The organism is Pseudomonas sp. SG20052 (genome assembly GCF_031766055.1).
GTDB classification, from domain to species: Bacteria; Pseudomonadota; Gammaproteobacteria; order Pseudomonadales; family Pseudomonadaceae; genus Aquipseudomonas; species Aquipseudomonas mandelii.
This window is the reverse complement of sequence record NZ_CP134498.1, coordinates 5439966-5463327: the sequence shown is the minus strand read 5'-3', so window position 1 is coordinate 5463327 and position 23362 is coordinate 5439966. Positions and strand designations below refer to the sequence as shown.

Sequence of the window (23362 nt, the reverse complement as noted above, 5' to 3'; positions counted from 1 at the left end):
ACCCGATGCATCAGGGGTTGCCGATTACGGCTGTGCGTCTTTTTGCAGCGCTGCGCGGGTGAGTTTTCTGCTCAGCTCTTTTTCTTCGTAACCCATGTCGTGCAGCAATTGGCCGTAGACCTCATCGGTCATGTCCTGGTCCGTCAACACCACACTGTCATCGATATTCAGGCGCCGGGCGAGGTCTTGCAGACGCTGTTTGAGGGCGCGTCGTTGTGCAATTTGCTGGCCCTTGGAACTGGCCCAGGTGTGTTGGACTTCGCGTAACTCATCGAGCAAGTCGCTCTTGGTTTCGTAAAACCAGGTATTGCGCCGGAACTCGTTCGGATAAGTGTCCTGCAGGTATTTCTGCCAGAACGGCTGTTCGATCATGTCGTTGACCAACCCATCGCCGGCCTCCATCGACATCACCGTCTCGAAGGCGGTGTCGAGGGTTTTGGCGTTCACACCGGCGATGGTGCGAAACAGCATCGTCTCCGATTGCCACGGTAAACCGAGGCGTTGAGCCAGGCCGGTTTCGTAGGCAAGGTACACCTCGACCTCATCCGGATTGCCCGGGCGGCTGCCGAAATCGGCACGGGCAATGTCATCCACGCGCGCGAGGCGAGCGGCACCTCTGGCCAGGTTCACCAGTTTGCTTTCAAGCACGGCGTTGGACGTCGACAAGGCATAGGCTTCGGAGGCGAGCACCTTGATACCCATGTGGTTGAACACCTGGGCCCCGGCATCGGCACAGGTGGTAGGCGCCCTGGCCATTTCGAACAGATCCTTGCGCAGCTCGGTGTCCAGGTCGATGGCTTCAATCATGCGCCATACCCGGCTGCTGAGTTGTTGGCGCAATTCACCACCGGCCTTGTAATCGGCCGAACGGGTCTGCTTCTGGATCAATGCAAAGAAATCCTTGGCGCCGGGCTCGGTCATCAATTCGTGCCAGGCTTCCTCGCGGAAGGTCCCCAGCCCTGAGACCTCGGCACTCCACCAGACCGAATCGTCTTGCATCGGCCACAGTTCTATCGCGTTATGCGCCGCATCGATGTAGACCTGTTCGGGCGCGAGGCCGACTGACCGTCGATACGCCTTGAAGGTGATCAGGTTGGCGTCCGAGAGCTGCTCTTCGTACAAGCGGGTCCGGGCCAGGAGGAAGGCATCTTCCGAGCCGGGCACGACTTTCGGAATGACCCTGATCGGGTTCTCCTGCATATCCAGAAAGAAGCCGCGCGGTCGACGTTTGTTGGAGGGCCCGAACAGGCCGTCGGGCCAGGTGGTGGCGCCCGTGTTGCTCAAGCTCAGGATTCTCAGCCTGGGCATGCGTCCGACGTCCGGAAGCAGGCCCAGCTTCGCGTTGTCATCGAGTCTCAGGGTTTCCAGGCGGGTCAGATTTCGCAGTTGCTCGACAGCGGAGGGGGTCAACGTGATGTCGTTGTTCATCAGTCGCAACGTGCGCAGGTGGTGCATCTTGCCGATGGTGTCGGGAAGTCGCGTCAGGCCGCAGCTACGGGCGCTCAGTTGTCGCAGATGAGGGAAGGCGCCCAAGAGGCCGGAGGTGGTTTCGGAAAAGGTCGTGCGGTCCAGATTCAAGGTGCTGATCTGATCGAGGTAGTGTTTGATATCCGGCAGTTCCTTCCACCAGCGTTCGAGGTCGAGCACCTGGAACTCTGTGGACAGGTCCAGCGCATACCCGCCGTCGGCCGTGATGCTGCGTTCACCAAAGACCGTGGGCTTGCGTTTGAAACAGTCGATAAAGCGTTCGGCAATGTGCAACCCGCCACTGTTGACGAACCCGCGCTGATCCGGACCCCAGCTATCCGGCTGCTGGTAGCGCCAGCGATTCAACAGCACTCGCAGGTCGTCCAGTTCGCGGTCCAGTCGGGTCAGTGTCTGGTGCCCTTGCTCCTGCGAACCGAGGGATCGAACGAAGGTATTGACCTCGCGGTCGTTGAAGTGAGGGTAAATGTCCTGCACCCGTTGGGTGAGCGTGGGGGCGACGGTGGAGAAGCCGGGACCGCGCAACAGGATCATGTCTTCATGGTCAGCCAGCGGACGGATCGGCGGGGCGGCGAGCGCCGTGCGGCGCTGCGCCGGTGTCTCGGTCTTGGCCATCACCCATTGCTTGAAGAACCCCCCCTGGCCTGGCTGATAACCCAACTGCGCCAGTTTGTTTTTCGGCAGGGCGTTGAGAACGGCTTCGTAAAAGTCAGTGGCGTCGTGCAGTTTTCGGTTGTCACCGTCCCAGACTTCGAACCGGTTGCCATCGTCCTTGACCAGCACCCGGACCATCGACGCGTCCTCGGCCCCTACACGGCTGCGCAAGGGACCGGCATCGTTGCCTTCACGAACCTCGACGCGCAATTGCGCGAACGTGTCGGTATGAATCCTCAAGGCGTTCAGCACCAGGCTTTCGGTTTGCGCCACCCACTGCGCGCCGTCCTGGAAGCCTTCATAGGCGTGGTTGGTCCGGGCTTCGAAGGCCGCCTCACGGGCGCGGCTCTTGAGGCTCAAGGGCAGTCGTTGCGTTTGGGTCATGCGCTTGAGGTCGGCAGCGTCGGTGTTGTTCAGCAGCGTCGCGGCGGCACGGGACGGTAACTCGGGAAAGGTGTGGCGCATGAGTCGCAGCGGCGGATCGTCGAACGCCTGGGCCCCTTGGTAAAGCTGATTGATGATATCTGGGGTCAGCCGATCGGCTTCGTCCGCCAGTCGATCGCGCAAGGCTTGCACCCGTTCACGTTGGGCGGTGGACCGACCGAGCACGGCGTGCAGTTCTTCTTCGTTGAGAAACTCGACAAGGTCTGGCGCAAATTGCTCGCTCATGAGGTTGGACAAACTGGTGGACAGGGTCTGTTCGGCCGTCGCATCGGCATTGCCGTACTGGCGGAACCGGCCGCTCATGTCGGCGTTTTCGTAGACCTTCAGGGCTTTGTCCGCGGGCCAGCCGTCCAGGTAAGTCGCCAGCGGTTCAAACCAGTAGGAGGAGGGATCCAGAGGCTGGCCTGAACGAATCTGCTCGATGGCCTGGCGGGTCTGGCGCTGGATGTTCAAGCGGGTGAGGCTGTCATCGAGTAACGGTGGCGGGGCCGTGTTGTCGACGTACATCCGGCGCAGCGCACCGTCGTCGGTACCGCTGGCGATGCGAACGGCTTCGAGTTCCGCGTCGCTGAAGCCCTCCACGGTGTGGCCGAGACGGCGCATCAACGTCGGACGATCCCAGGCTCGCGGGTTCTCGGCTTCATGGGTCCAGGCGCCGAGGCCGTTGTGTTTCAACTCGGGCAGGTAAGCATTGTCGCGATGCGGGTGTTTGACCCGGTAGTTGCCGGTTTGCGGATCCTTTTGCACGGCGTAGTGCTTGTCATCCAGCGGCAGAACAGCCTCGCCCTCGTGAGCGTGCAGCCCCAGCGCGTCAGGTCTGGAGTCCGGCGATAACTGCACATCCGGCCATTCATAAGGTTTGAGGTCGGGGTGCCACAACCGGGATTCGCCATTGGGCAGGGTGACCGGTTTCATGCCTTCGATCAGCGGCGACAGTTTCAGGCGTGCCAGCGCACCGATCTGCGCACCGGCGGCGAACGCTTCCAGCTGAAGAACATCGGTGACCAGGCCGACAATGTGTTCGGTGGCTTCAGTCCACAGTCCCAGGGTCATGTCGACGAGGCCTTCGATGGCGTCGCTGGCCATCTGATAAGCCATGTAGCCCATCATCAGCTGACCCAGTCCGGGCACGAACGGCGTGACGACCATCAGGGCGATGTTGAAGATGTCCGAGACGATTTTCTTGAAGTTCTCCCACCAGGCCCATCGTGCATGGGTATCGGCATCGGCGGTGGACACGGCGATGTGACGGGCGTCATTGAGGACCTTGTTGAGCTTTTGCTCGAACAGGTACTGCCAGAGTTCGCCGCTGATCGGTGCGGTGTTGAACTGCAGACGAGGGGCAGTGATAGCCTCTTCGCGCCAGCTCGGCCTCGGGTCCAGCGGCTCTTTGCGATGCCATTTCACTTGGAACAGGCGTTGTTGCAGCCCGCCGAAAAAATGCCCCCGATCGGATTGATCGACGAACCGGCTGAAGAATTGCTGGTAGGTCATGCCGGTGGAGGAGATGACAGCGTTGTCGCGCAGCTGACGCGTCAGTTCTTTCATCAGCGCGAGGGTCGAGGGGTACTCTTTCAGCGGGTGCTCGGGGTCTTGTGGGACATACGCGAAGATCGGCACTACCTTATGGACCCGGTTCAGATCCGGCGTAATCAAGACGATGCCGGTCAGCAGGCTGTCGAGCATGGACAGTTTGGCGAACTGCATGATTCGGCCTTTGCGGGTGAGGTTGCGCTGGCCATCGAGCATCATCAGGATCAGGTCACGGGCATCGGCGTCGATGTCGCCCTTCAGGACGGCCAGCCTGGCGGCGGCTTTAAACGCGGCTTTCTCGTTCTCGATGATCTTGTGTTTTAAAACCACTTGGGCGAGGCCATCCCTGGGCCGCAATTGTTCTTCGAGGTATTTCGTGTAGCGCGCGCCAATGTCCAGCGTGCGACACAGGGTCTGGAACTGGGCGATGGACATTTTGCGTTTGATCGCCAGGGTGTCGAAATGCCCGCGGGCATCGGGCTGGCTGATGAAGTTCGAGTCCGCCTCGCAGGTTTCGTGGCTCGCGAAGTTATGCAGGGCCGCGTCCAGCAGTGAAACGGTGCGGGTCACCACGCCGTTGGGGTTGCTGGCATACCAGGGAAGCTGTTTGGGTAGATAAAGGTGCAGGTAAGTGGTCTTTACATCGACGTCGACACCGAACTGTTCCAGCAACGCCCTGGTCAGCAACGGTTCGGCGAATTCGTAAATACCTTGGACCTTGTCCATGACCCGGTCGACAGTGTTTTGAGCGGACCAGAGGTCGAGGTTGGCGTGTTGTAGCGGGGTGTGATCGAAACCCTTGGTGCTCTGTACCCAATACCCTGAAGCCGTTTGCGTGAGGCTCAGTTCCCGGATCCGTCGCAGTGACGCGTCCTTGAACGTGGGGTGGATACGGCTTTTGATGAAATCGTAGTGGCGACCTTTATTGTCATCCTCCCCCCGTGTCGGTCGCGCTGATATACGTCCGTGTAAGTCAGTCATGCTTTTAATAAACCTTGAGCGTTAAGTGGAATGACCAGCCTAACGCCCGAGGCTCAAAGTAAAAGCCTGAATTACCGCTGCTTAATCAGTGCCAGCCGCCCATAAACATTGGAATTACCAATGCCGAAAATAGGTAATTACCACCTTTTTTTCAGCGCCGTGCGACCTCCACCGGCAGGCATTGTGTATGCGCACCCGGTTGCAGATAGGGCGTGAGAATCGGTGCCATGCCTTTGAGCACTTGCACGGGCAGCGCCGAGGTGAACTTGAAGGCCTCGGCGGTGCGCCCGGGCACGAAGGCGGTCAACGTACCGAAGTGGCTATCACCGATATAGAACACGAAAGTGGCGGTGCGGTTGATCGACTTCGAACTCAGGATCCGCCCGCCGGAACCAATGGCTTCGATGCGGTTATCCCCGGTCCCGGTCTTGCCGCCCATCGCCAGGGGTTTGCCATCGGGGGTGATGAAACTGCCGGACACCCGTTTGGCTGTACCGGCATCCACAACCTGCAACAACGCCTCGCGCATGGCCGTGGCCACTTCGGACGGCATTACCCGTTTGCCGGCGACCGGGTCATTGATCAGTTTGGTTTCGTACGGAGTGTTCGCCGCGAAATGCAGGGTGTCGATGCGCAGTGTCGGCATGCGCACACCGTCGTTGAGGATGGTGCCGATCAACTCGCCCAAGGCGGCCGGGCGATCGCCGGAACTGCCGATGGCGGTGGCCAGCGACGGTACCAGGTGATCGAACGGGTAACCGACTTTCTGCCAGCGCTGATGAATGTCCAGGAACGCTTCGATTTCCAGCATGGTGCGAATACGGCTGTCGCGGGCGCCCTTGTGACGACTCTTGAACAGCCAGCTGTAGACTTCCTGACGCTCGAACTGGCTGGCTTTGACGATCTGGCTCCACTTGGCATCCGGGTTGTTCAGCAGGTAGCCCATGAGCCACAGGTCCAGCGGGTGAACCTTGGCGATGAAACCCTGATCCGGCAAGTCGTAGGCGCCGGGGCTGTAATTCTCGTAGAGCCGTTGCAGGCGTTCGTCGGTGAGTTTTCCGGTGAGCTTGGCGCCTTTGAGGTGTGCCCGCACGAAGGCATTGAAGCTTTCCTGGCTGGCCTGCGGCAGCAAATAGCGGTGCACCGCCGCCAGGCGAATCGGCGTCGGACGCATGCTGTCGAGGAAGGTGTCGAGCCGCGCCTGGGTGTCCTTGTTTTTGTATTTCTTCCAGAACTTGAGCAGGAACGAAGTCCCTTCGCGGTCAGCGAAACTGGCCAGGTATTCCTGACGCCGCGGGTCGCGATCGTCCTTGAGCAATCCGGCGCTGTTGTTGGGGCCGGAGTACGTGGTGTAGCGCACCAGGTCACGCATCAGGCGAATGAACGGCAGGTTGATCGACTCACGCAACGCATCACGCAGGGTCGGAATGCGACCGTTGTCTTCCTTGCGGAAGTTGACGAAGGTGTGCAGCCCGCCGCCGGTGAAAAACGCTTCGCCGGGGCTGGCCGAATATTTACGATCCAGCGCGGCACCGAGCATGGCCGGCAGGTTGCGGTCCTTGTTCTCAATCAGGTAGTCGATGGCCCAGCGACTCAGGCGATCCTGATCCGGGATGTCGACTTTCTTCAGTTCCGGGACGGTCATTTCGGCATATTTATCGTGCAGCTCGGCCATGATTTGCAGGTAGGTGGTGAGCACGCGCATTTTCGCGGTAGAGCCCAGTTCCAGCTTGCTGCCTTCATTGATGTCGAACGGCTGGTCGGTGCTGTCGGTCTGTACCCGCACGCGCGCGCCGTCCGGTGTCAGCTCAAACAACGTGAAGCTGTAGCGCACCTGAGTGGTGCTGGTGGGGGTGAGCAAGCGTTCGCCCATCAGCCCGACTTGTGTGGCGAACGCCGGGTCGGCCAGGCGCTTGAGATACTCGGTAGCCTGGCTTTGCAATTCACCTTGCAGGGTGCTGGTGGCGGAAAGGTCGAGGCGGTCGAGATCGTACAGCGGACGATTGAGCAACCCGCCCAGACGGCTGCGCGCCACGCTGATGCCTTTGTTGGTTTCAATCGGCTGGATGGTCGGCTGGGTCTGCCAGTCGCGGTAGGTCACCTGGCTGGCCAGGGCGGCGGCGGCGAAAGGTGCGTCGATCACGCCATTCGCCGCCAGCAGGCGGATGTGGCTGTCGGTGAGGTCGGCCAGTTCATCATGACCCTTGGTCAGGTAGTGAGAAGGGCGGCGCTGGGCGATCATCAGCGAGAGCATTTCACGCAGCGCGAGGCCTTTTTCGGCCATGCTCTTGGGGTCCGTGTCGGTGCTGGCCAGCCGTTCGTTGGCCTTGTTGAAGTCGGCGCCGTACCAGACGCGCAACCCTTCGGCCATGCCATGCACTTCACCGTGTCCCGGTACCGCCGACAGCGGCACGCTATTGAGGTAATCGCGCACCACATTTTGCCGGACCTGCAAGGTTTCCGGACCCGCTTGATAAGCACGCACGGTGGCGGAAATCATCTGTCGGATCTTTTCCGCGCCTGACACCGTCAGGCCATCGGGCGAGTGCCGGTATTTCTCCAGTTGCGTCGCCAGCGTACTGCCGCCCGCCGACTGCCCTGGTATATGCAGCAGCTTGGCAACCTGGGACCAGATCGCCATGCCGAACCGTGGCCAGTCCACGGCGGGGTTGGCCAGGGGCTGACGAGGATCGAGCAAAAAGCGGTTTTCAATAAACAGCAGGCTGCTGACCACCACGGGCGGAATCGACTCAAAGCTTGAATACAGCTGTTGGGGGTATTTGTACTGGTACAGCGGCGCCGCACGGCAATCGGTGATCGACAGTCCAGCCTGTATTTTCTCCGCGTAAGGCACGAAAAAGCCCTTGTCGGTGTAGTTCATCAGCTTTTCAGAGAAGCGGGTTTGCGACGCAATAACGTAGTCACGCTTGAGCAATCGCGGCAGAAACTCACCCAGCGAGCTGTAGCCCAGACGCAAGTCGAAAGGGCCTGCGCCTGGATAACGAATCGCGTCGCTGGGGCCGGGTTTCATTTCGTAACTTAGGGAGGCGGCGAATTTGCTGACCTCGCGGGATTGAAACTTCGAGGTACGCATTTCCTTGGCAGCGGCAAGCCCCAAGACAATCAGGATAATAATCAGCAACAACCAAAACGCCCCCCAGCCATGCTTTGTGCGACTGCCAGGGGGTTTTTCAGGAATAGGCGCTTCATCCACACGTTCAGTCGGGACCACAGTTTTACTCGTATCGGTTTGCCATAACGCGCCCATAGTCGACTGATCCATTCACGCAGATTGATCTGACTTGTCTGAAGCTTAGTCGGTGGTTGGCGATGGTGAAGAAATTGTGGACGCACAGATCTCAAATATTCCCCATTCCCTGTGGCGAGGGAGCTTGCTCCCGCTGGGCTGCGGAGCAGACCCGAATTTGCCATCTCGGTCCTTTAGTAGAACCGCGATCAAAGGTTTTGCGACTGCTGCGCAGCCGAGCGGGAGCAAGCTCCCTCGCCACAGGCTAGTGCCTGCCTGAAATGCCCTTCCTAGACACGTCGAATAGCAAATAAGGCCCGGCCAGGGGCATGACGATGCACCAATGCTGTGCAATACTCGGCGGCGTTTCAGTTGGTGAAAGATCCTACAAAAGTCAGGTAATGCCCCTCCGCTAACCGGGCTTTTCCCGAGAGTTCTGGCTGAATGTTGTGGTTTATAGAGTGAAAAACCCTGTACGAAGCTTTTTATACTGCACGCCCCGCTGATCTTGCCGGTGTTGTCCTGCAAGACGGGTTTGCTCACGAAGCAGGCCCGGTTTCTCAGAAGCAATGGCTTACCGGTCAGCGCTTTGTTACTCGGTGGTCATATCCAATAACAAGACGAGGTTGTACCCCTATGCCAGTCGGCAATCATCTGCCCCATGGCGAGACCGCTCAGGGCGGCCCGCTTAAACGCGAACTCGGCGAACGGCATATCCGCTTGATGGCGCTCGGAGCGTGTATCGGCGTCGGTCTGTTCCTCGGTTCGGCCAAGGCCATCGAAATGGCCGGCCCCGCCATCATGCTGTCCTACATCATCGGCGGTCTGGCGATCCTGGTGATCATGCGCGCTCTCGGTGAGATGGCCGTGCACAACCCGGTCGCCGGCTCCTTCAGCCGTTACGCTCAAGACTACCTCGGCCCCTTGGCGGGCTTCCTGACAGGCTGGAATTACTGGTTCCTGTGGTTGGTGACCTGTGTCGCGGAAATCACCGCCGTGGCGGTGTACATGGGCGTCTGGTTTCCCGATGTGCCGCGCTGGATCTGGGCACTCGCCGCGTTGATCAGCATGGGCTCGATCAACCTGATCGCGGTGAAAGCCTTCGGTGAATTCGAATTCTGGTTCGCCCTGATCAAGATCGTCACCATCATTGCGATGGTGATCGGCGGTATCGGCGTGATCGCGTTCGGTTTCGGCAATGACGGCGTGGCGCTGGGGATTTCCAATCTCTGGGCCCACGGCGGCTTCATGCCCAACGGCGTGCAAGGCGTATTGATGTCGCTGCAGATGGTGATGTTCGCCTACCTCGGTGTCGAGATGATCGGCCTGACCGCCGGTGAAGCGAAGAACCCGCAGAAGACCATTCCCAACGCGATCGGCTCGGTGTTCTGGCGGATTCTGCTGTTCTACGTCGGCGCGTTGTTCGTGATCCTGTCGATCTACCCGTGGAACGAAATCGGCACCCAGGGCAGTCCGTTCGTGATGACGTTCGAGCGCCTGGGGATCAAGACCGCGGCCGGCATCATCAACTTCGTGGTAATCACCGCGGCGCTGTCGTCCTGCAATGGTGGCATCTTCAGCACCGGGCGCATGCTTTACAGCCTGGCGCAGAATGGCCAGGCCCCGGCCGGTTTTGCCACCACATCGAGCAACGGCGTGCCCCGTCGCGCGTTGCTGTTGTCGATCTTCGTGCTGTTGCTGGGCGTGCTGCTCAACTACATGGTCCCGGAAAAAGTCTTCGTCTGGGTGACGGCGATTGCCACTTTCGGCGCGATCTGGACCTGGGTGATGATCCTGCTGGCCCAGCTCAAATTCCGCAAAGGCCTGAGTGCCAGCGAACGTGCCGGTCTGAAATACAAGATGTGGCTGTACCCGGTCAGCTCGTACCTGGCGCTGGCGTTCCTGGTGTTGGTGGTCGGCCTGATGGCTTACTTCCCGGAAACCCGCGTGGCGCTGTACGTCGGCCCGGCGTTCCTGGTGCTGCTGACGGTGTTGTTCTACGTGTTCAAGCTGCAACCGACCAATGTGTCGCAAGGTGCGGTGCGTTCGGCTGCGTAAGTCGTAACGCCTGAAACGCAAAAGCCCCGGTCCATTGGCCGGGGCCTTTTTATTGGCTGACGAAATCTCCGGTGGCGAGCGAGCTGGCTCGCCACAAAGGCGCGGAGTTTCTTAATGGACGGCGACCGGTTGAATCGGTGCGGTCAGGCGCTTGTTGAAATCCAGCCACACCCCCAACAACCCCATCAATCCTGCACCCACCAGCGCGGTGAAGATTTGCATGGCAAACGCATCGTCGGTCAGGGCATTGATCATGTCTGCCAGCGGCGCGAGCAACACCCCGAGGCAGAACACTTCCAGCGAATAACGGCCCATGCGACTGCATTGCCGGGCCAGCCAGTTCTGCGTCCAGCCAGTGTCCGGCAACAGTTTCGCCGTGACATACGCCAGCGCCAGGAAGTGCAGCAGTCGCACCGGCGACAGGTCGGTCTTGCTGATCGGGTACAACAGATTGCTCAGGCTGGTCGGAACCATCGCATCATGCAGTTGCGGCCACCGCCACAATACGGTCAGTACACCGGCGACGCCTGCGTATAACGCCGCACTCACAAACAATGGCTGGCGCAGCAACGGGCGCCTGTCGGGCAAGCGTGGGCGCTGCGTGTGAATCGCAGCGGCACCGCCGAGTACGAACAACAGTTGCCAGGCGATGGGGTTGAAATACCACACGCCGTCCTTGATGGCCGCCAGATTCCAGCCGAACAACGGCACCGTCAGGTACACCGCAAACGACATCGCCACCACCACCCATGGTTTGCGCACAAATATCGGCAGCACCAGCGGCAAACCGGCCAGTAGCACGATGTAGAGCGGCAATGGGTCCATCAGGTTCGGTTTGAAGCGCAACAGCAACTCATCGATCAAGGCTTGCTGCGGATTGCTGATGAAGTGGTGCATGCCCATCTCCTCCACCAGATCTCGGGTCTCCACATGGCTGTTGGCGAAGAACACGATGCCCATCAGCATCGCCAGCAGGAAAATATGCACCACATACAGCACCCAGGCGCGGCGCAGGATTTTCACGCAGGCAATCAGGTAACCGTCGCGGGCCAGGATCTTGCCGTAGGCCAGGACCGCCGCGTAACCGGCGAGAAACACAAAGACTTCGGCGGCATCGCTGAAGCCGACGTTACGCAGAGTGATTTGACCCAGCGGGTTGTGGGGCACGTGATCCCAGAAAATGAAGATCAGCGCCAGGCCTCGGAAAAAGTCGATCCGGTGATCGCGTTCAGTCGTCATGGCTGCGGGCTCTGGAACGGGGGTTGAAGTAGGAGCGCCGGCGACACAAAAGGTTGCGCGCTGCACATTGGCGGCGCGCAGGGTGCAGGGATTCGGCGGCAATTGCAAAGTGCGGATATTACGGAGCGTCTCTGTGCACTGCCGAGGCGACAACCGCCTGTCTAAAAGACACGCAGGTCGGCGATCTCTGACGACCGTCGAGGTTCAAAGCTTTATTGATTGAAGGCGGAATTCCCTTGAGGCGCCGGCATGCAGATCAGCGAATGGCTCGACAAAGAACTCACCGGCCGCCAAGTCTGGTTGTTGTTTCTTTTCGCGACGCTGGTGTACATCCTGCCGCTGATCCTCGCGGATTATCCCTACATCGATGACAACTGGCGTGCCCTGGCCGCGGGTACCGGCTGGGCGGAGGACGGCCGGCTGTTCGCGCAGTGGTTCTACAACCTGCTGACCTTCAGCGGCGCCGCGCCGAACATCTTCCCGCTGCCGCTGTTGATCGCCACGCTGGCGATGAGCTGGGCCCTGACCCGGCTGACGTTTCACTATTTCCCTGAACCGACGTTCGCCCATTGCCTGGTGGTGCTGCCGCTTTGGTACAACCCGTTCTTCCTGCAAAACCTGTCGTACCAATACGACGGACCGAGCATGGCGCTCAGCCTGGTGGCGGTGATCTACGCGATCACCTTTCAAAGCCCTTCGCGTGTTCAGCACCTGCTGATACCGGCCGCGCTGATCGCCTTGGCCATCGGGCTTTATCAGGTCAGCTTTAATGTGTTTCTCGGTCTGTGTTGTATGGAGTTGCTGCGGCGCACGGACGACCCATTGGCATGGCCTGCGTGGTGGCGATTGATCGGCTGCAAAGTTGTACAGGTGGGTCTGGCAGGGTTGATCTATTACGCCACCGCCTATTCCTTCATGACTCAGAAGCGCACCTCATTGTTGAACGGGGCAGCGGCGCCGTTGCAGCAAATAGAAACCAGCGCGGGCTGGGTGCTGGAAAAAATCGTGCTGCTGTTCCATGGCGGCTTTGCCTGGGTATTCGCCGCGCTGTTGCTGTGCGCCCTGTTCGGTGCCGTGCGCGTGGGACAGCGCGTGCTGGAGCGTGCCGGTACTGGGCTGAACAAAACCATGATCGGCCTGCTGTGCCTGTTGATCTTGCCCGTCCTGATGGTGCTGGTGCCGGGCGTCTCTTTGTTTTTCCGCGACTTCAATGAAGGCGCCCGTACCTTGATGGGCTTTGCTGTCGTGCTCGTATTGCTGTTCTACCTGAGCCATCTGGCGCTGGCGTCGGTCCACGGAAAGCTGCCGCTGCTGTTGCTGGTCCCATTGTTGGCGATGCTTTCACTTTCCTTCGCGTATGGACGGGTGCTGACGTTACAAAAAACCTTCGCGACGAATGCGCTGTACGCCTTGAGTGCCGACATTGCTTCGCGCCCGGCGTTGCGCGAAGCCAAGCGCATTTATATGTCGGTGACGTACTCCGATCACTGGCTGGTGGGGGCCGCCGGGTCGTTCAAGCAGATGCCGGTTTTGCATTACTTGTTAAACATCGATTTCTACATGCTCGCGGAAAATCTGCCGAAAACAGGCATCACTAATGTGGTCAGGGAAAAGGAACGGCGTAACGCGACGCTGGTGGGTTATCAGGGGTATCCACCGCTGGTGGACAGTCTGTTTTATCGGATTTATCTGCTGGGGGACTACGGCTTTATTGTCATGAAAGAACCCGCCCGGGTCCGCTCTCTCCAGTGGTGAACCCCGTGACCATTGGTCTGGAATGCCGCGCTACCTGTTAGTTCTTACAGTAGACGCGCACCTGTCCTCGACTTTAGGTTTGAACGGCGCCTGAAACGGGAATGGGTCAAGGATCGGACATGAAAGCTTTATGGAAAGAATTTTCTACCTACGCAGTCATTGGAGTGGCCAATACGCTTATCCATTGGCAGCTATTTTATGTACTGACCACTGCGGCCGAGCTTAGTCAGGCCGTCAGTAATTTTTCGGCGTTTTGTGTGGCCGCGACGTTCTCATTCTATGTGCATGCGCTCTACACGTTTGAGGCCGGGGGGTCGGTACTTCGTTATCTGCTGTATGTGTTTTTCATGGGGGGCATGAGTTTCGTTGTCGGACATTACGCTGATGTCTGGAAAATCCACGGGCTGATGACCGTAGGGTCGTTCTCGCTGTTGAGTCTGGTTTGCGGGTTTTTCTTCTCGAGATTTGTCCTGTATGGCGAGCGCGAAGCGTGAACGTGTCGCTGATGCCAGCCTGTCCGTAAGGCTGGCATGCAGAGCGATCTTTACGCAGCAACCACCTCTTTAGGCTCAAAACTGTCCGCCCGCGCCATCTGCCACATCCGCGAGTAAAACTCGCCATTCACCTCACCGGTGAGCAATTCCCCCGGCTTCAAGAACACATGCAACTGCGAGAACAGCTTGATCTCGGTCGCGGACATACGTCGCACCAAGTGCTTGGCTGACAACTGCGATGGGTGATCGAGGCCGGCCGCCGCGAGCATTTCCGCCAGGGCCTTGAGTGTGTTGCGGTGGAAGTTGTAGACCCGCTGGGCTTTGTCCGGAACCACCAGCGCACGCTGGCGCAAGGTGTCTTGAGTGGCGACGCCGGTCGGGCATTTGTTGGTGTGGCAGCTTTGCGACTGGATGCAGCCGATGGCAAACATGAAGCCGCGCGCCGAGTTGGCCCAGTCGGCACCGATGGCCAGGACGCTGGCGATGTCGAAGGCACTGACAATCTTGCCGCTGGCACCGAGTTTGATTTTGTCCCGCAGGTTCAGGCCCACCAGCGTGTTGTGCACGAACAGCAGGCCTTCGCGCATCGGCACGCCGATGTGGTCTGTGAACTCCACGGGCGCGGCGCCGGTGCCGCCTTCCTTGCCGTCGACCACGATGAAGTCCGGAAGGATGCCGGTTTCCAGCATGGCCTTGGCGATGCCCATGAATTCCCAAGGGTGACCGAGGCAGAACTTGAAGCCCACCGGTTTGCCGCCGGACAGTTCACGCAACTGCTGGATGAACTGCATCAGTTCGATCGGCGTGGAAAATGCGCTGTGCCGAGACGGCGAGATGCAGTCTTCGCCCATCAGGATGCCGCGGGTTTCGGCGATTTCCTTGGTGACTTTGTGCTTGGGCAGGATGCCGCCATGCCCGGGTTTAGCCCCTTGCGACATCTTGATTTCGATCATCCGCACTTGCGGCGTTTGCGCCTGGGCGGCGAAGCGTTCCGGGTCGAAGCGGCCATCGGCAGTGCGACAGCCGAAGTAGCCGCTGCCCAGTTCCCAGGTCAGGTCGCCGCCGTTTTCCCGGTGATACGCACTGATGCTGCCTTCGCCGGTGTCATGGGCGAAGTTGCCGAGTTTGGCGCCCTGATTCAACGCGCGAATGGCGTTGGCACTGAGCGAGCCGAAACTCATGGCCGAGATGTTGAACACCGAGGCCGAGTACGGCTGGGTGCACTGTGGGCCACCGACGATGACGCGGAAATTGCTCGGATCGCTCAACGGCGCAGGACGCATCGAGTGGCCGATGAATTCGAAACCCGATTGGTACACATCGATCAGCGTGCCGAAGGGTTTGTCAGCGCTTTCATTCTTGGCCCGGGAATAGACCAGCGAGCGCTGGGCCCGGGAGAAGGGCAGGGCGTCGCTGTCGGATTCGAGCAGGTACTGGCGGATCTCCGGGCGAATGCCCTCCACCAGATAGCGAATATTGCCCAGGATCGGGTAGTTGCGCCGCACTGCGTGAGGGCTTTGCAGTAGATCGAACAGGCCCACCAGACTCAGGACGCCCGTCACGGCGGTGATTGGCCAGAGCCAGTCGTGTTCCAGGAAGGGCAAGCTGGCGAGGGTGAAAATCACACAGGCAGCAAAGAAGGCGTAGCGGCTCAGGAGTGACAGGCTCATACGGGTTCCTTGGTTCGGACTCAATAATTTCAACGCAGCAGGTGCATGGATACACACAGATCCCTGTGAGAGTGAGCCTGCTCGCGATTGCGGTGGTTCAGTCGACATCAATGCTGAATGAAAGACCGCAATCGCGAGCAGGCTCGCTCCCACAGTAAAAAGCACTCCGCGTTGCAATCAGGCATTTTGCGCCTGGAGAAATATCGAAAACAGCTCGGACTGGGATTTGATCCCCAGCTTGCTGTACATGTGTTTCTTGTGGACTTTCACGGTTTCAACAGAGATTTCCAGCTTACGGGCGATTTCTTTACTGGAGCAACCGCTGAGCATCAAGCGCCCGACATCCAGTTCCCGGGCGGTCAGTTGCGCGCCCTTGAGTTGTTGCACCGAGGCTTCCAGCTGCACGCGCCAATCGCCCTGGATCGGTGCTGGCGCGAGGGCCACGGCCTCGTTGATTTCGTAGGGCAGGCGCTGGCGCAACAGGCCGAGCACCCAAGGCTGGATCAGCGACAGCAAGGCAATCTGCTGGCCGCTGAAACGCTGCTTGCTGCCCAATGACAGGCACAGCGTGCGGTCCCCTTCGAGCTGGCAATTGAACTGGATTTCGTCGGCCACCACATTCAGACGAAAGTATCGTTGGTAATACTCGGTCAGCTCGAAGTGCTCCGGCGCCACTTCCGACAGACGATAGAGGCCGGTGCGCGATTGTTCGCGGCAGGCGATGTAGAACGGATCAAGCAGATAGAGCCCGCGCAGGTAATCCTGAAACAGCTGATCAGGGCTGCCGTCCTCGCCCGGGCATTCGGCGAACACCTGCGGGTGCTGGTCCGCGCTGAAAAGCAGTGCCACCCAGCTATCGAAGGTCACGTACTGATCCAGCAGGCGCATCAGCTGCGTCCAGAAGTTGGGCTTGTCGAGGGCGTCGATCAGTTGCCCGACCGAGCGGTGCCACGCGATGTCGTCTAACGAAAGTGTCATGCCTCTACCCCTATCGGGTTACCCCAGCGGCGTGATTCCCCGGCCGGTGGCTTGCTGCGCATACTGGCGCACAGACACAGACCGGGCAATCTTTCTGCCGCTCGGCCCAAAACAAGGAATACCCATGAAAGTCGAACTCGCCCAGTTGGCGGGCCGTGACAACGGCACAGCGTACAACCTCGAACGCGCCCTGGCGGCCATCGCTGCCTGCCACGCGGATACGCAACTGATCGTCTTCCCGGAAACCCACCTGATGGGCTTTCCGACTGCCGACACCGTGGCCAAGACCGCCGAACCGCTGGACGGGCCGACGGTCAGCGCCGTCGTGGCGGCTGCCCGCGAACGCAATATCGCCGTGGTGATCGGCATGGCCGAGAACGACAACGGCCGCTTCTACAACACCACGCTGCTGATTACCCCCGAAGGCATCGCCCTGAAATACCGCAAGACCCATCTGTGGGCGTCGGATCGCGGCGTGTTCGAGGCGGGCGACCGTTACGCCACTTGCGAGTGGAACGGCGTGCGCGTCGGTCTGCTGATCTGCTACGACATCGAATTCCCGGAAACTGCCCGCGCCCTGGCGCAACTGGGCGCCGAATTGCTGATCGTCACCAACGGCAACATGGACCCTTACGGCCCCACTCACCGCACCGCGATCATGGCCCGGGCCCAGGAAAACCAGGCCTTTGCGCTGATGGTCAATCGGGTCAAAGAGAGTGATGACGGATTGGTGTTTGCCGGTGGCAGTGCGCTTGTGGATCCGCTCGGCACCCTGTTGTTCGAGGCCGGGCGCGATGAAGGGCAGTTTGCGGTTGAGCTGGATTTCAGCCGGCTGGAGGCGGCACGCAAGGATTACCGGTATCTGGATGACCAGCGGCTGAAGTTGCCGGGTGAGATTGTCGAGCAGGCTTCTGGTGTGCGGGAGTTGCTGATTCCTTCGCGCTGATCCGGATGTTGCATTGCTCCGAGTGGCCCTGTCGCGAGCGGGCTCGCTCCCACATTGAGTTTGTGTCCACTGCAGATCCCCTGTGGGAGCGAGCCTGCTCGCGAAGAGGTCCTGACAGACAACACACCTGTTTGACCGATCACCCAAAACAACAACGAAACACCCGAAATTTAGCGCCGAACTCGGCTCTGCCATAAATCTAATAAATTCGGAGTAGTCGCTCATGGCTCGTTTGCAACGCACCCTGTCATTGGGTTCGGTGGTGCTGTTCGGCATCGCCTACATGACGCCGATCATTGTGCTCGGCACCTTTGGCATCCTCGCTCAATCCACCGCCGGCATGGTCCCGGCCGCGTATCTGGCGGCGTTGGTGGCGATGTTTTTCACCGCGATGAGCTACGGCCGAATGGCCTCGGCATTCCCCGTCGCCGGTTCCGCCTACAGCTATGTCCGCAAGGCCATCAGCCCGAAGCTGGGGTTCATCGCCGGTTGGGCGGTGCTGCTCGACTATCTGTTCCTGCCGATGGCGATCTGGCTGATCGGTGCGGCCTACCTCAATTCCGCGTTCCCGGCCGTGCCGCAGTGGATCTGGGTGCTGGCGTTCATCGGCATCACCAGCGCGATCAACATCGTCGGCCTGAAACTGGCCAACGGCATCAATGCCTTGCTGATGCTGGTGCAGTTCCTGGTGCTGATCGCCTTCGTCGCGCTGTGCATCCACTACGTCGGGGGCGATGCGAGCACGCCGTTGTGGTCGATCAAGCCGTTCTTCAACGGCGACATGCAGATGCCGCTGATCATGAGTGGCGCGGCCATCGCCTGTTACTCGTTCCTCGGGTTCGACGCGGTCAGCACCCTGACCGAAGAAACCCGCGACCCACGTCGTACCATTCCGCGGGCGATCATGTTGATTACCCTGATCGGCGGGCTGATCTTCGTCAGCGTCTCGTACTTCGTGCAGATCGCCCATCCCTCGTTCCAGTTCGACAGCGTCGACTCGGCCGCTTATGAAATCGCCCGCAACATCGGTGGCGACCTGTTCGTGACGATCTTCCTGATCGGCCTGATCGTCGGCCAGTTCGCCTCGGGCCTGTCGGCTCAGGCCAGTGGTTCGCGTTTGTTGTTCGCCATGGGCCGCGACGGCGTGCTGCCTAAATCATTTTTCGGTAGCTTGCATGAGCGCTTTGGCACACCGGTCAACAGCATCCTGCTGTGCGCCGTGGTCGCGTTGCTGGCGCTGAAACTGGACGTCACCACCTCGACCTCGTTCATCAACTTCGGCGCGTTCCTGGCGTTCAGTCTGGTGAATTTGTCGGTGATCTTTCATTACTGGATCGGCGGTGCAAACAAAGGCCTGCGCGAGTTCGTGCTGTTCCTGTTATTCCCGTTCATTGGCCTGGCGGCGGATTTGTGGCTGATGGTCAGCCTCGATCACCTGGCAATCTACCTGGGCCTGAGCTGGCTGGCGATTGGCGTGGTGTACCTGGCGGTGCTGACCGGTGGCTTCCGCCGTCAGCCACCGGAGATGGATTTCCAGGAGGCCACCTGACCTCGGACACTGCAAATCCCCTGTAGGAGTGAGCCAGCTCGCGATAGGGCCATGTCAGTCAACATCAAGGGCGACTGACATACCGCCATCGCGAGCAGGCTCACTCCTGCATTTATTACGGTGTTCAGGTGGCTGAGTGTGTCTGGTGCACGGGCAGTTCGACTCGGAACGTGCTGCCCACGCCCACTTCACTGCGCACCGAAATATCCCCCCGGTGCTTCTTGACGATGCCATAGGACAAGGACAACCCAAGCCCTGTCCCCTGGCCCACCGGTTTGGTGGTGAAGAACGGATCAAAGATTTTCTGCAGGCTGTCCGGCGCAATACCGGAGCCGGTGTCGGCCACCTCAATCCACACCCGTTCACCCTCAAACCCGGTGCGCAGGGTGATGGTGCCCCGCTGTGGGCCCATCGCCTGGGACGCGTTGACGATCAGGTTCATGATCACCTGGTTGATTTGCGATGGCAGGCACTCGATGTCGGGCAATGGCTGATACTCCTTCAGCACATCGGCCTTGTACTTGAGTTCATTGGCGACGATGTTCAAGGTCGACTCGATGCCCTGTTGCAGATTGGTCCACTGCCATTCCTGGTTGGAATCCACCCGGGAGAAGTCCTTCAGGTCCTTGACGATCTGCCCCACCCGGTTGATGCCCTCCTTGGATTCCTTGATCAGCAATGGAATGTCCTCGCGCAGAAATTCCAGCTCGATGCGTTCCCGTAACTGCCCAAGCCGTTCGATCACCTCATTTGAAGCAATCGCCTCTTCGGCCTCGCGATAGGCATCGAGCATGTCTTGCAGTTGCTTGAAGTAGCCATCAAGACTGCCAAGGTTGGAAGAAATGAAGCCGATGGGGTTGTTGATTTCATGGGCAACGCCGGCCGCCAATTGCCCCAGGGACGCGAGTTTTTCCGATTGCACCAGTTGCGATTCAAGCTGTTTGCGCTCGTCGATTTCCCGCTGCAACGCCTCGCTGGCCTGTTTGAACTGCGTGGTGCGCTGGTCCACCAGATGCTCCAGATGGCTCATCTGCACGGAGGCGCGTTCGGTCATCTCCCATTTGGTCAGCAGGGTGTTGGCCATCTGCTGGACTTCGATGTTGTCGAACGGTTTTTTCAGGATCAGCAACCGATCATGGGCTTGCAGTCGGTCCAACAGCTCATCCCAGGAATAGTCGGAATACGCGGTACACACCACCACTTGCAGGTGCGGATCTTCCTGCCACAGATGTTCGATGGTTTGCGCGCCGTCCCAGCCTTCAGGCATGCGCATGTCGACGAACGCGAGGGCGTAGGGCCGGCTTTCCTGCAAGGCCTGAGTGAGTTTGCCCAGGCCTTCCTGGCCGCCATACGCCGAATCCAGTTCGAACAGGGCCGTGGTGGTTTTGATTTCACGGCCAAACAGCGTGGCTTCCATCTCGTCCAGTTCCAGGTGCTCCACCGGAACCGGGGTGAGGATCTTGCGAAAGTCGTCATGAATCGACGGTGTGTCGTCGATCAACAGAATGCGTCGGTTCGAATGCTCACTCATGCCTCCTCCGGGACGGTTTTCAGCGGAATCTGCAAGGTGAACTGCGCGCCCTTGCCGGGCCCGTCACTGTGGGCGCTGAGATGGCCGTTCATCTCTATCGCCGCGAGTGCGCAGCTGTGCAGACCAAAACCGTGGCCTTCCTTGCGGGTGGTAAAACCGTGGGCAAAGATGCGCGTCATGTTCTCCGGCGCGATGCCTTCGCCATCATCCTTGACGCTGATTTGCAGGGTGGAGTCTTCGACGATTTTCACCCCCAGGGTCATTTGTCGCGGACGATTGCTGAGGTCGGACATGGCGTATTTGGCATTGCTGATGAGGTTGATCAGGATCAGCAGCAACCGGTGTTTGTCGCCCATGACCTGCGGCACCTCGTTGTACTCCTTGACCACGGTGACGTGGTGCCGGGTCAGGGCACCGGAGTTCATGCGCAGGGCGTCTTCCAGCAGTTCACTGATGTGCAGCGGTTCCATCAGGCTGTTGGCGCCGGCGTAGGACTGCTGGGTGGCGACGATGTCCTTGATGTGGTCGACGCTTTTGGTCAGTTGGGCGAGTTCGTCGGTCATGCTTTGTTGTTCGAGCGCGATGGCGTCGACCAGTTGATTCAGATAGCCGGGCAGCAATTTGCCTTTCGCGTCCTGGGTCAGAAAGGCCCCGAGGTCGCCTTGATGCTCGTTAATCAGCTGCATCGCCTTGCCCAGCCCCTGGGCCTTGCTGCTGCGCAGTTTGCGGCTGACCAGGTCGGCGGAGATGTTCACGCTGTTGAGTACGTTGCCGACGTTGTGCAACACATTGGTGGCGATTTCCGCCATGCCGGCCTGGCGCGCGGTGTCCAGCAGTTCGCTCTGGGTATCCTTGAGTTCGCGGGTGCGTTCTTCGACCCGTTTTTCGAGGTCATCATTGGCGGTTTTCAGGGCCTTGTTGACGCGATTGATCACGGTGAAACTGCGCATCAAGTGAATCGCCAGGTACACCAGCAACAGCACCAGCAGCACCGAAAACACCAGCATGTAAAAGTGATAACGCTGGTCGACCGCATCGGTGCGCTGCTGATCGTTGTTCAGCAGATCGGTGATGCCGTCGAGCCGCTCGGCCACGGGAATCGCCTCGATGTTTTCCAGCAAGCGGTTGACCACCGGTTGCTCACGCAGAATCAGCTCAATATGGTTACTGAGCACATCCAGCGGACTGTGGAACTCCTCCGGCAGTCGCAGTTTGTTCACTTTCAGTTTGCTCAATCCCACCAGGATTTCGGCGGCCTTGTCGTCAGAGGTGACCATGGCGAACTCCATGGTGCTGAGTACCAGGTCATAGGTGTCGTTGGCGATGTTCTGCAGTTGCAGTTTGTCGCCGTCCTGCAACTGGGCGAGGGGTTCCTGAATGTCGTCTTCGGCGGTCGGCAGAAACGCCAGTGAGTTGCGCAACACAGCATTGTGAGACTTGAACTGCTCAACCAGCCGGATCTTTTCCTCGAAGGCGCTCAGGTACGCATCATGGCTGGTCAACCAGACGGGCGAGGTGTTGCGGCTGTGATTCGACGACATTGTGTCGAACCGTTCCCACAGGAGCGTCATCTCGGTCAGCGGTGTGACCAGCGGATCGTAGTTGTGGTTGATCGCAATCCTGGCCTTGAGGATTTCCGTTTCCCACTGCGCATTCAGCTGTTTCATCCGGGAAATCAGATCCCGGGATTCGGTGTAGGTCGACGTCTGATTGGAGTTGGATTTGAGGTACAGAAACAGCAGTGTCGAGGCCAGTATCAGGGCCATGATACCGAGGAGTGCCACACTGCGTCGGCGGGATATTTTCATAATGGTTTGCCCTCCCATTCACCGGTCAGGGTCTTGAGGAATTTGATGATCAGCACCTTGTCCTCGACAGAGGGGATGCGTCCCAGTTGAAATGAGAACATCACCTCTACGGCGTCTTCGAGGGTTTTGGCCGAGCCGTCGTGAAAGTACGGCGCGGTCACGGCGACGTTCCTCAGGCTCGGCACCTTGAACACGTAGCGGTCCTCTTCGTCCTTGGTCAGCAGGTAGCGGCCCAGGTCGGTGTCGGTCGGGTTGCCTCGTGTCTTGAAGTAATCGCCCATCACCCCGAATTTCTGGAACATGTTGCCGCCGATATTGATTCCCTGATGGCAGGCGATACAGCCGTAATCCTTGAAGCGTTGGTAACCGTATTTCTCCTCGCGGGTGAGAATGTCGGTGTCGCCCAGCAGGTATTGGTCGAAACGCGAGTTGGCACTGATCAACGTGCGCTCGTAGGTCGCCAGGGCGTTTTGCACATTGATCATGGTCACGCCGTCCGGGTAGGCGTTGCCGAACGCGGTTCGATAAGCGGCGTCGGCGGACAGCGTCTGCACCACGTATTCCCAGTTGCTGCCCATCTCACTGGGGCTTTGCACCACGGCGTGGACCTGGGTTTCCAGGGTGTCGGCGCGGCCGTTCCAGAATTGCCGGAAGTTCAGGCTGGCGTTAAACACGCTCGGAGTATTGACCGCCACTGGCTGGCCGTTGAAACCGATGGAAAACGCCTTGTTATCGGCGCCACCGCTTTCCAGGCGATGGCAACTGGCACACGAGAGGCTGCCGTTGACCGATAAACGTGGCTCGTTGAACAACTGGCGACCGAGTTCGACACGCAGAGGGTTTTGCTGCGGCACGGCCGGCAGCGGTTTGAGTGGTTCGTCCAGTGGCGCGCCGCTGGCCGTCAGACAGACTCCGAGCAGAGGCATCAAGAGCAAGCGGTAGAGAAATGGCGACATCCTGTAATTCCTTGGCGGATAGCCCGTGTGTCGC

Annotated in this window: 13 protein-coding genes; 5 read left to right on the top strand and 8 right to left on the bottom strand. The window is 59.4% G+C overall.

Going from position 1 to position 23362, the window contains the following annotated elements; all coding sequences use genetic code 11:
- Positions 1-24: 24 nt before the first annotated feature.
- Positions 25-5097 (bottom strand): NEL-type E3 ubiquitin ligase domain-containing protein, encoded by a 5073-nt coding sequence (locus tag RHP74_RS25030; protein WP_311096555.1) that lies wholly within the window; start codon positions 5095-5097, stop codon positions 25-27.
- Between the two features lie 151 nt (positions 5098-5248).
- Positions 5249-8365, bottom strand: coding sequence for a transglycosylase domain-containing protein (locus tag RHP74_RS25025; protein WP_311096554.1), 3117 nt, complete (start codon positions 8363-8365; stop codon positions 5249-5251).
- Between the two features lie 615 nt (positions 8366-8980).
- Here RHP74_RS25025 and RHP74_RS25020 point away from each other — a divergent pair.
- Positions 8981-10402, top strand: a complete 1422-nt coding sequence (locus tag RHP74_RS25020; RefSeq protein WP_010457753.1) for an amino acid permease — start codon at positions 8981-8983, stop codon at positions 10400-10402.
- A gap of 111 nt (positions 10403-10513) precedes the next feature.
- On the opposite strand, the gene RHP74_RS25015 is transcribed toward RHP74_RS25020, so the two are convergent.
- Complete coding sequence (locus RHP74_RS25015) at positions 10514-11641, bottom strand: OpgC domain-containing protein (RefSeq protein ID WP_311096553.1); 1128 nt, start codon at positions 11639-11641, stop codon at positions 10514-10516.
- Positions 11642-11890: 249 nt separating this feature from the next.
- Here RHP74_RS25015 and RHP74_RS25010 point away from each other — a divergent pair, with 249 nt between their 5' ends.
- Both RHP74_RS25010 and RHP74_RS25005 read left to right on the top strand, forming a co-directional pair.
- On the top strand, positions 11891-13396 hold the full coding sequence (locus RHP74_RS25010; RefSeq protein ID WP_077749814.1) for a glucosyltransferase domain-containing protein: 1506 nt from the start codon (positions 11891-11893) through the stop codon (positions 13394-13396).
- Between the two features lie 119 nt (positions 13397-13515).
- Positions 13516-13890, top strand: a complete 375-nt coding sequence (locus tag RHP74_RS25005; protein ID WP_311096552.1) for a GtrA family protein — start codon at positions 13516-13518, stop codon at positions 13888-13890.
- Positions 13891-13940: 50 nt separating this feature from the next.
- Here the strand turns inward: RHP74_RS25005 and RHP74_RS25000 are convergent, their stop codons facing one another.
- Complete coding sequence (locus tag RHP74_RS25000) at positions 13941-15560, bottom strand: FMN-binding glutamate synthase family protein (RefSeq protein ID WP_304817722.1); 1620 nt, start codon at positions 15558-15560, stop codon at positions 13941-13943.
- A gap of 177 nt (positions 15561-15737) precedes the next feature.
- Positions 15738-16538, bottom strand: a complete 801-nt coding sequence (locus RHP74_RS24995; protein ID WP_311096551.1) for a LuxR C-terminal-related transcriptional regulator — start codon at positions 16536-16538, stop codon at positions 15738-15740.
- A gap of 124 nt (positions 16539-16662) precedes the next feature.
- On the opposite strand from RHP74_RS24995, the gene RHP74_RS24990 reads away from it, so the two are divergent.
- Together RHP74_RS24990 and RHP74_RS24985 are read left to right on the top strand one after the other, a co-directional pair.
- On the top strand, positions 16663-17484 hold the full coding sequence (locus RHP74_RS24990; RefSeq protein WP_172791565.1) for a carbon-nitrogen hydrolase family protein: 822 nt from the start codon (positions 16663-16665) through the stop codon (positions 17482-17484).
- A gap of 223 nt (positions 17485-17707) precedes the next feature.
- The gene (locus RHP74_RS24985) at positions 17708-19033 is read left to right on the top strand and encodes an APC family permease (RefSeq protein WP_010457740.1); all 1326 of its coding nucleotides are present in this window, start codon (positions 17708-17710) and stop codon (positions 19031-19033) included.
- A gap of 124 nt (positions 19034-19157) precedes the next feature.
- Here the strand turns inward: RHP74_RS24985 and RHP74_RS24980 are convergent, their stop codons facing one another.
- Genes RHP74_RS24980 through RHP74_RS24970 form a run of 3 tightly spaced genes read right to left on the bottom strand, consistent with a single transcriptional unit; the run spans position 19158 to position 23328 of the window.
- Positions 19158-20564, bottom strand: a complete 1407-nt coding sequence (locus RHP74_RS24980) for an ATP-binding protein (RefSeq protein WP_010457738.1) — start codon at positions 20562-20564, stop codon at positions 19158-19160.
- The gene (locus RHP74_RS24975; protein ID WP_311096549.1) at positions 20561-22372 is read right to left on the bottom strand and encodes a DAHL domain-containing protein; all 1812 of its coding nucleotides are present in this window, start codon (positions 22370-22372) and stop codon (positions 20561-20563) included. The genes RHP74_RS24980 and RHP74_RS24975 overlap by 4 nt, the downstream gene beginning before the upstream one ends.
- Complete coding sequence (locus RHP74_RS24970) at positions 22369-23328, bottom strand: cytochrome-c peroxidase (protein ID WP_010457733.1); 960 nt, start codon at positions 23326-23328, stop codon at positions 22369-22371. Before RHP74_RS24970 ends, RHP74_RS24975 begins: the two co-directional genes overlap by 4 nt.
- Positions 23329-23362 lie beyond the last annotated feature (34 nt).

Coding starts and splice junctions, on each gene's coding strand:
- RHP74_RS25025 (WP_311096554.1), bottom strand. CDS start 8,365: ATGGGCGCGTTATGGCAAACCGATACGAGTAAAACTGTGGTCCCGACT.
- RHP74_RS24980 (WP_010457738.1), bottom strand. CDS start 20,564: ATGAGTGAGCATTCGAACCGACGCATTCTGTTGATCGACGACACACCG.
- RHP74_RS24970 (WP_010457733.1), bottom strand. CDS start 23,328: ATGTCGCCATTTCTCTACCGCTTGCTCTTGATGCCTCTGCTCGGAGTC.
- RHP74_RS25005 (WP_311096552.1), top strand. CDS start 13,516: ATGAAAGCTTTATGGAAAGAATTTTCTACCTACGCAGTCATTGGAGTG.
- RHP74_RS25000 (WP_304817722.1), bottom strand. CDS start 15,560: ATGAGCCTGTCACTCCTGAGCCGCTACGCCTTCTTTGCTGCCTGTGTG.
- RHP74_RS25030 (WP_311096555.1), bottom strand. CDS start 5,097: ATGACTGACTTACACGGACGTATATCAGCGCGACCGACACGGGGGGAG.
- RHP74_RS25010 (WP_077749814.1), top strand. CDS start 11,891: ATGCAGATCAGCGAATGGCTCGACAAAGAACTCACCGGCCGCCAAGTC.
- RHP74_RS25020 (WP_010457753.1), top strand. CDS start 8,981: ATGCCAGTCGGCAATCATCTGCCCCATGGCGAGACCGCTCAGGGCGGC.
- RHP74_RS25015 (WP_311096553.1), bottom strand. CDS start 11,641: ATGACGACTGAACGCGATCACCGGATCGACTTTTTCCGAGGCCTGGCG.
- RHP74_RS24995 (WP_311096551.1), bottom strand. CDS start 16,538: ATGACACTTTCGTTAGACGACATCGCGTGGCACCGCTCGGTCGGGCAA.
- RHP74_RS24985 (WP_010457740.1), top strand. CDS start 17,708: ATGGCTCGTTTGCAACGCACCCTGTCATTGGGTTCGGTGGTGCTGTTC.
- RHP74_RS24975 (WP_311096549.1), bottom strand. CDS start 22,372: ATGAAAATATCCCGCCGACGCAGTGTGGCACTCCTCGGTATCATGGCC.
- RHP74_RS24990 (WP_172791565.1), top strand. CDS start 16,663: ATGAAAGTCGAACTCGCCCAGTTGGCGGGCCGTGACAACGGCACAGCG.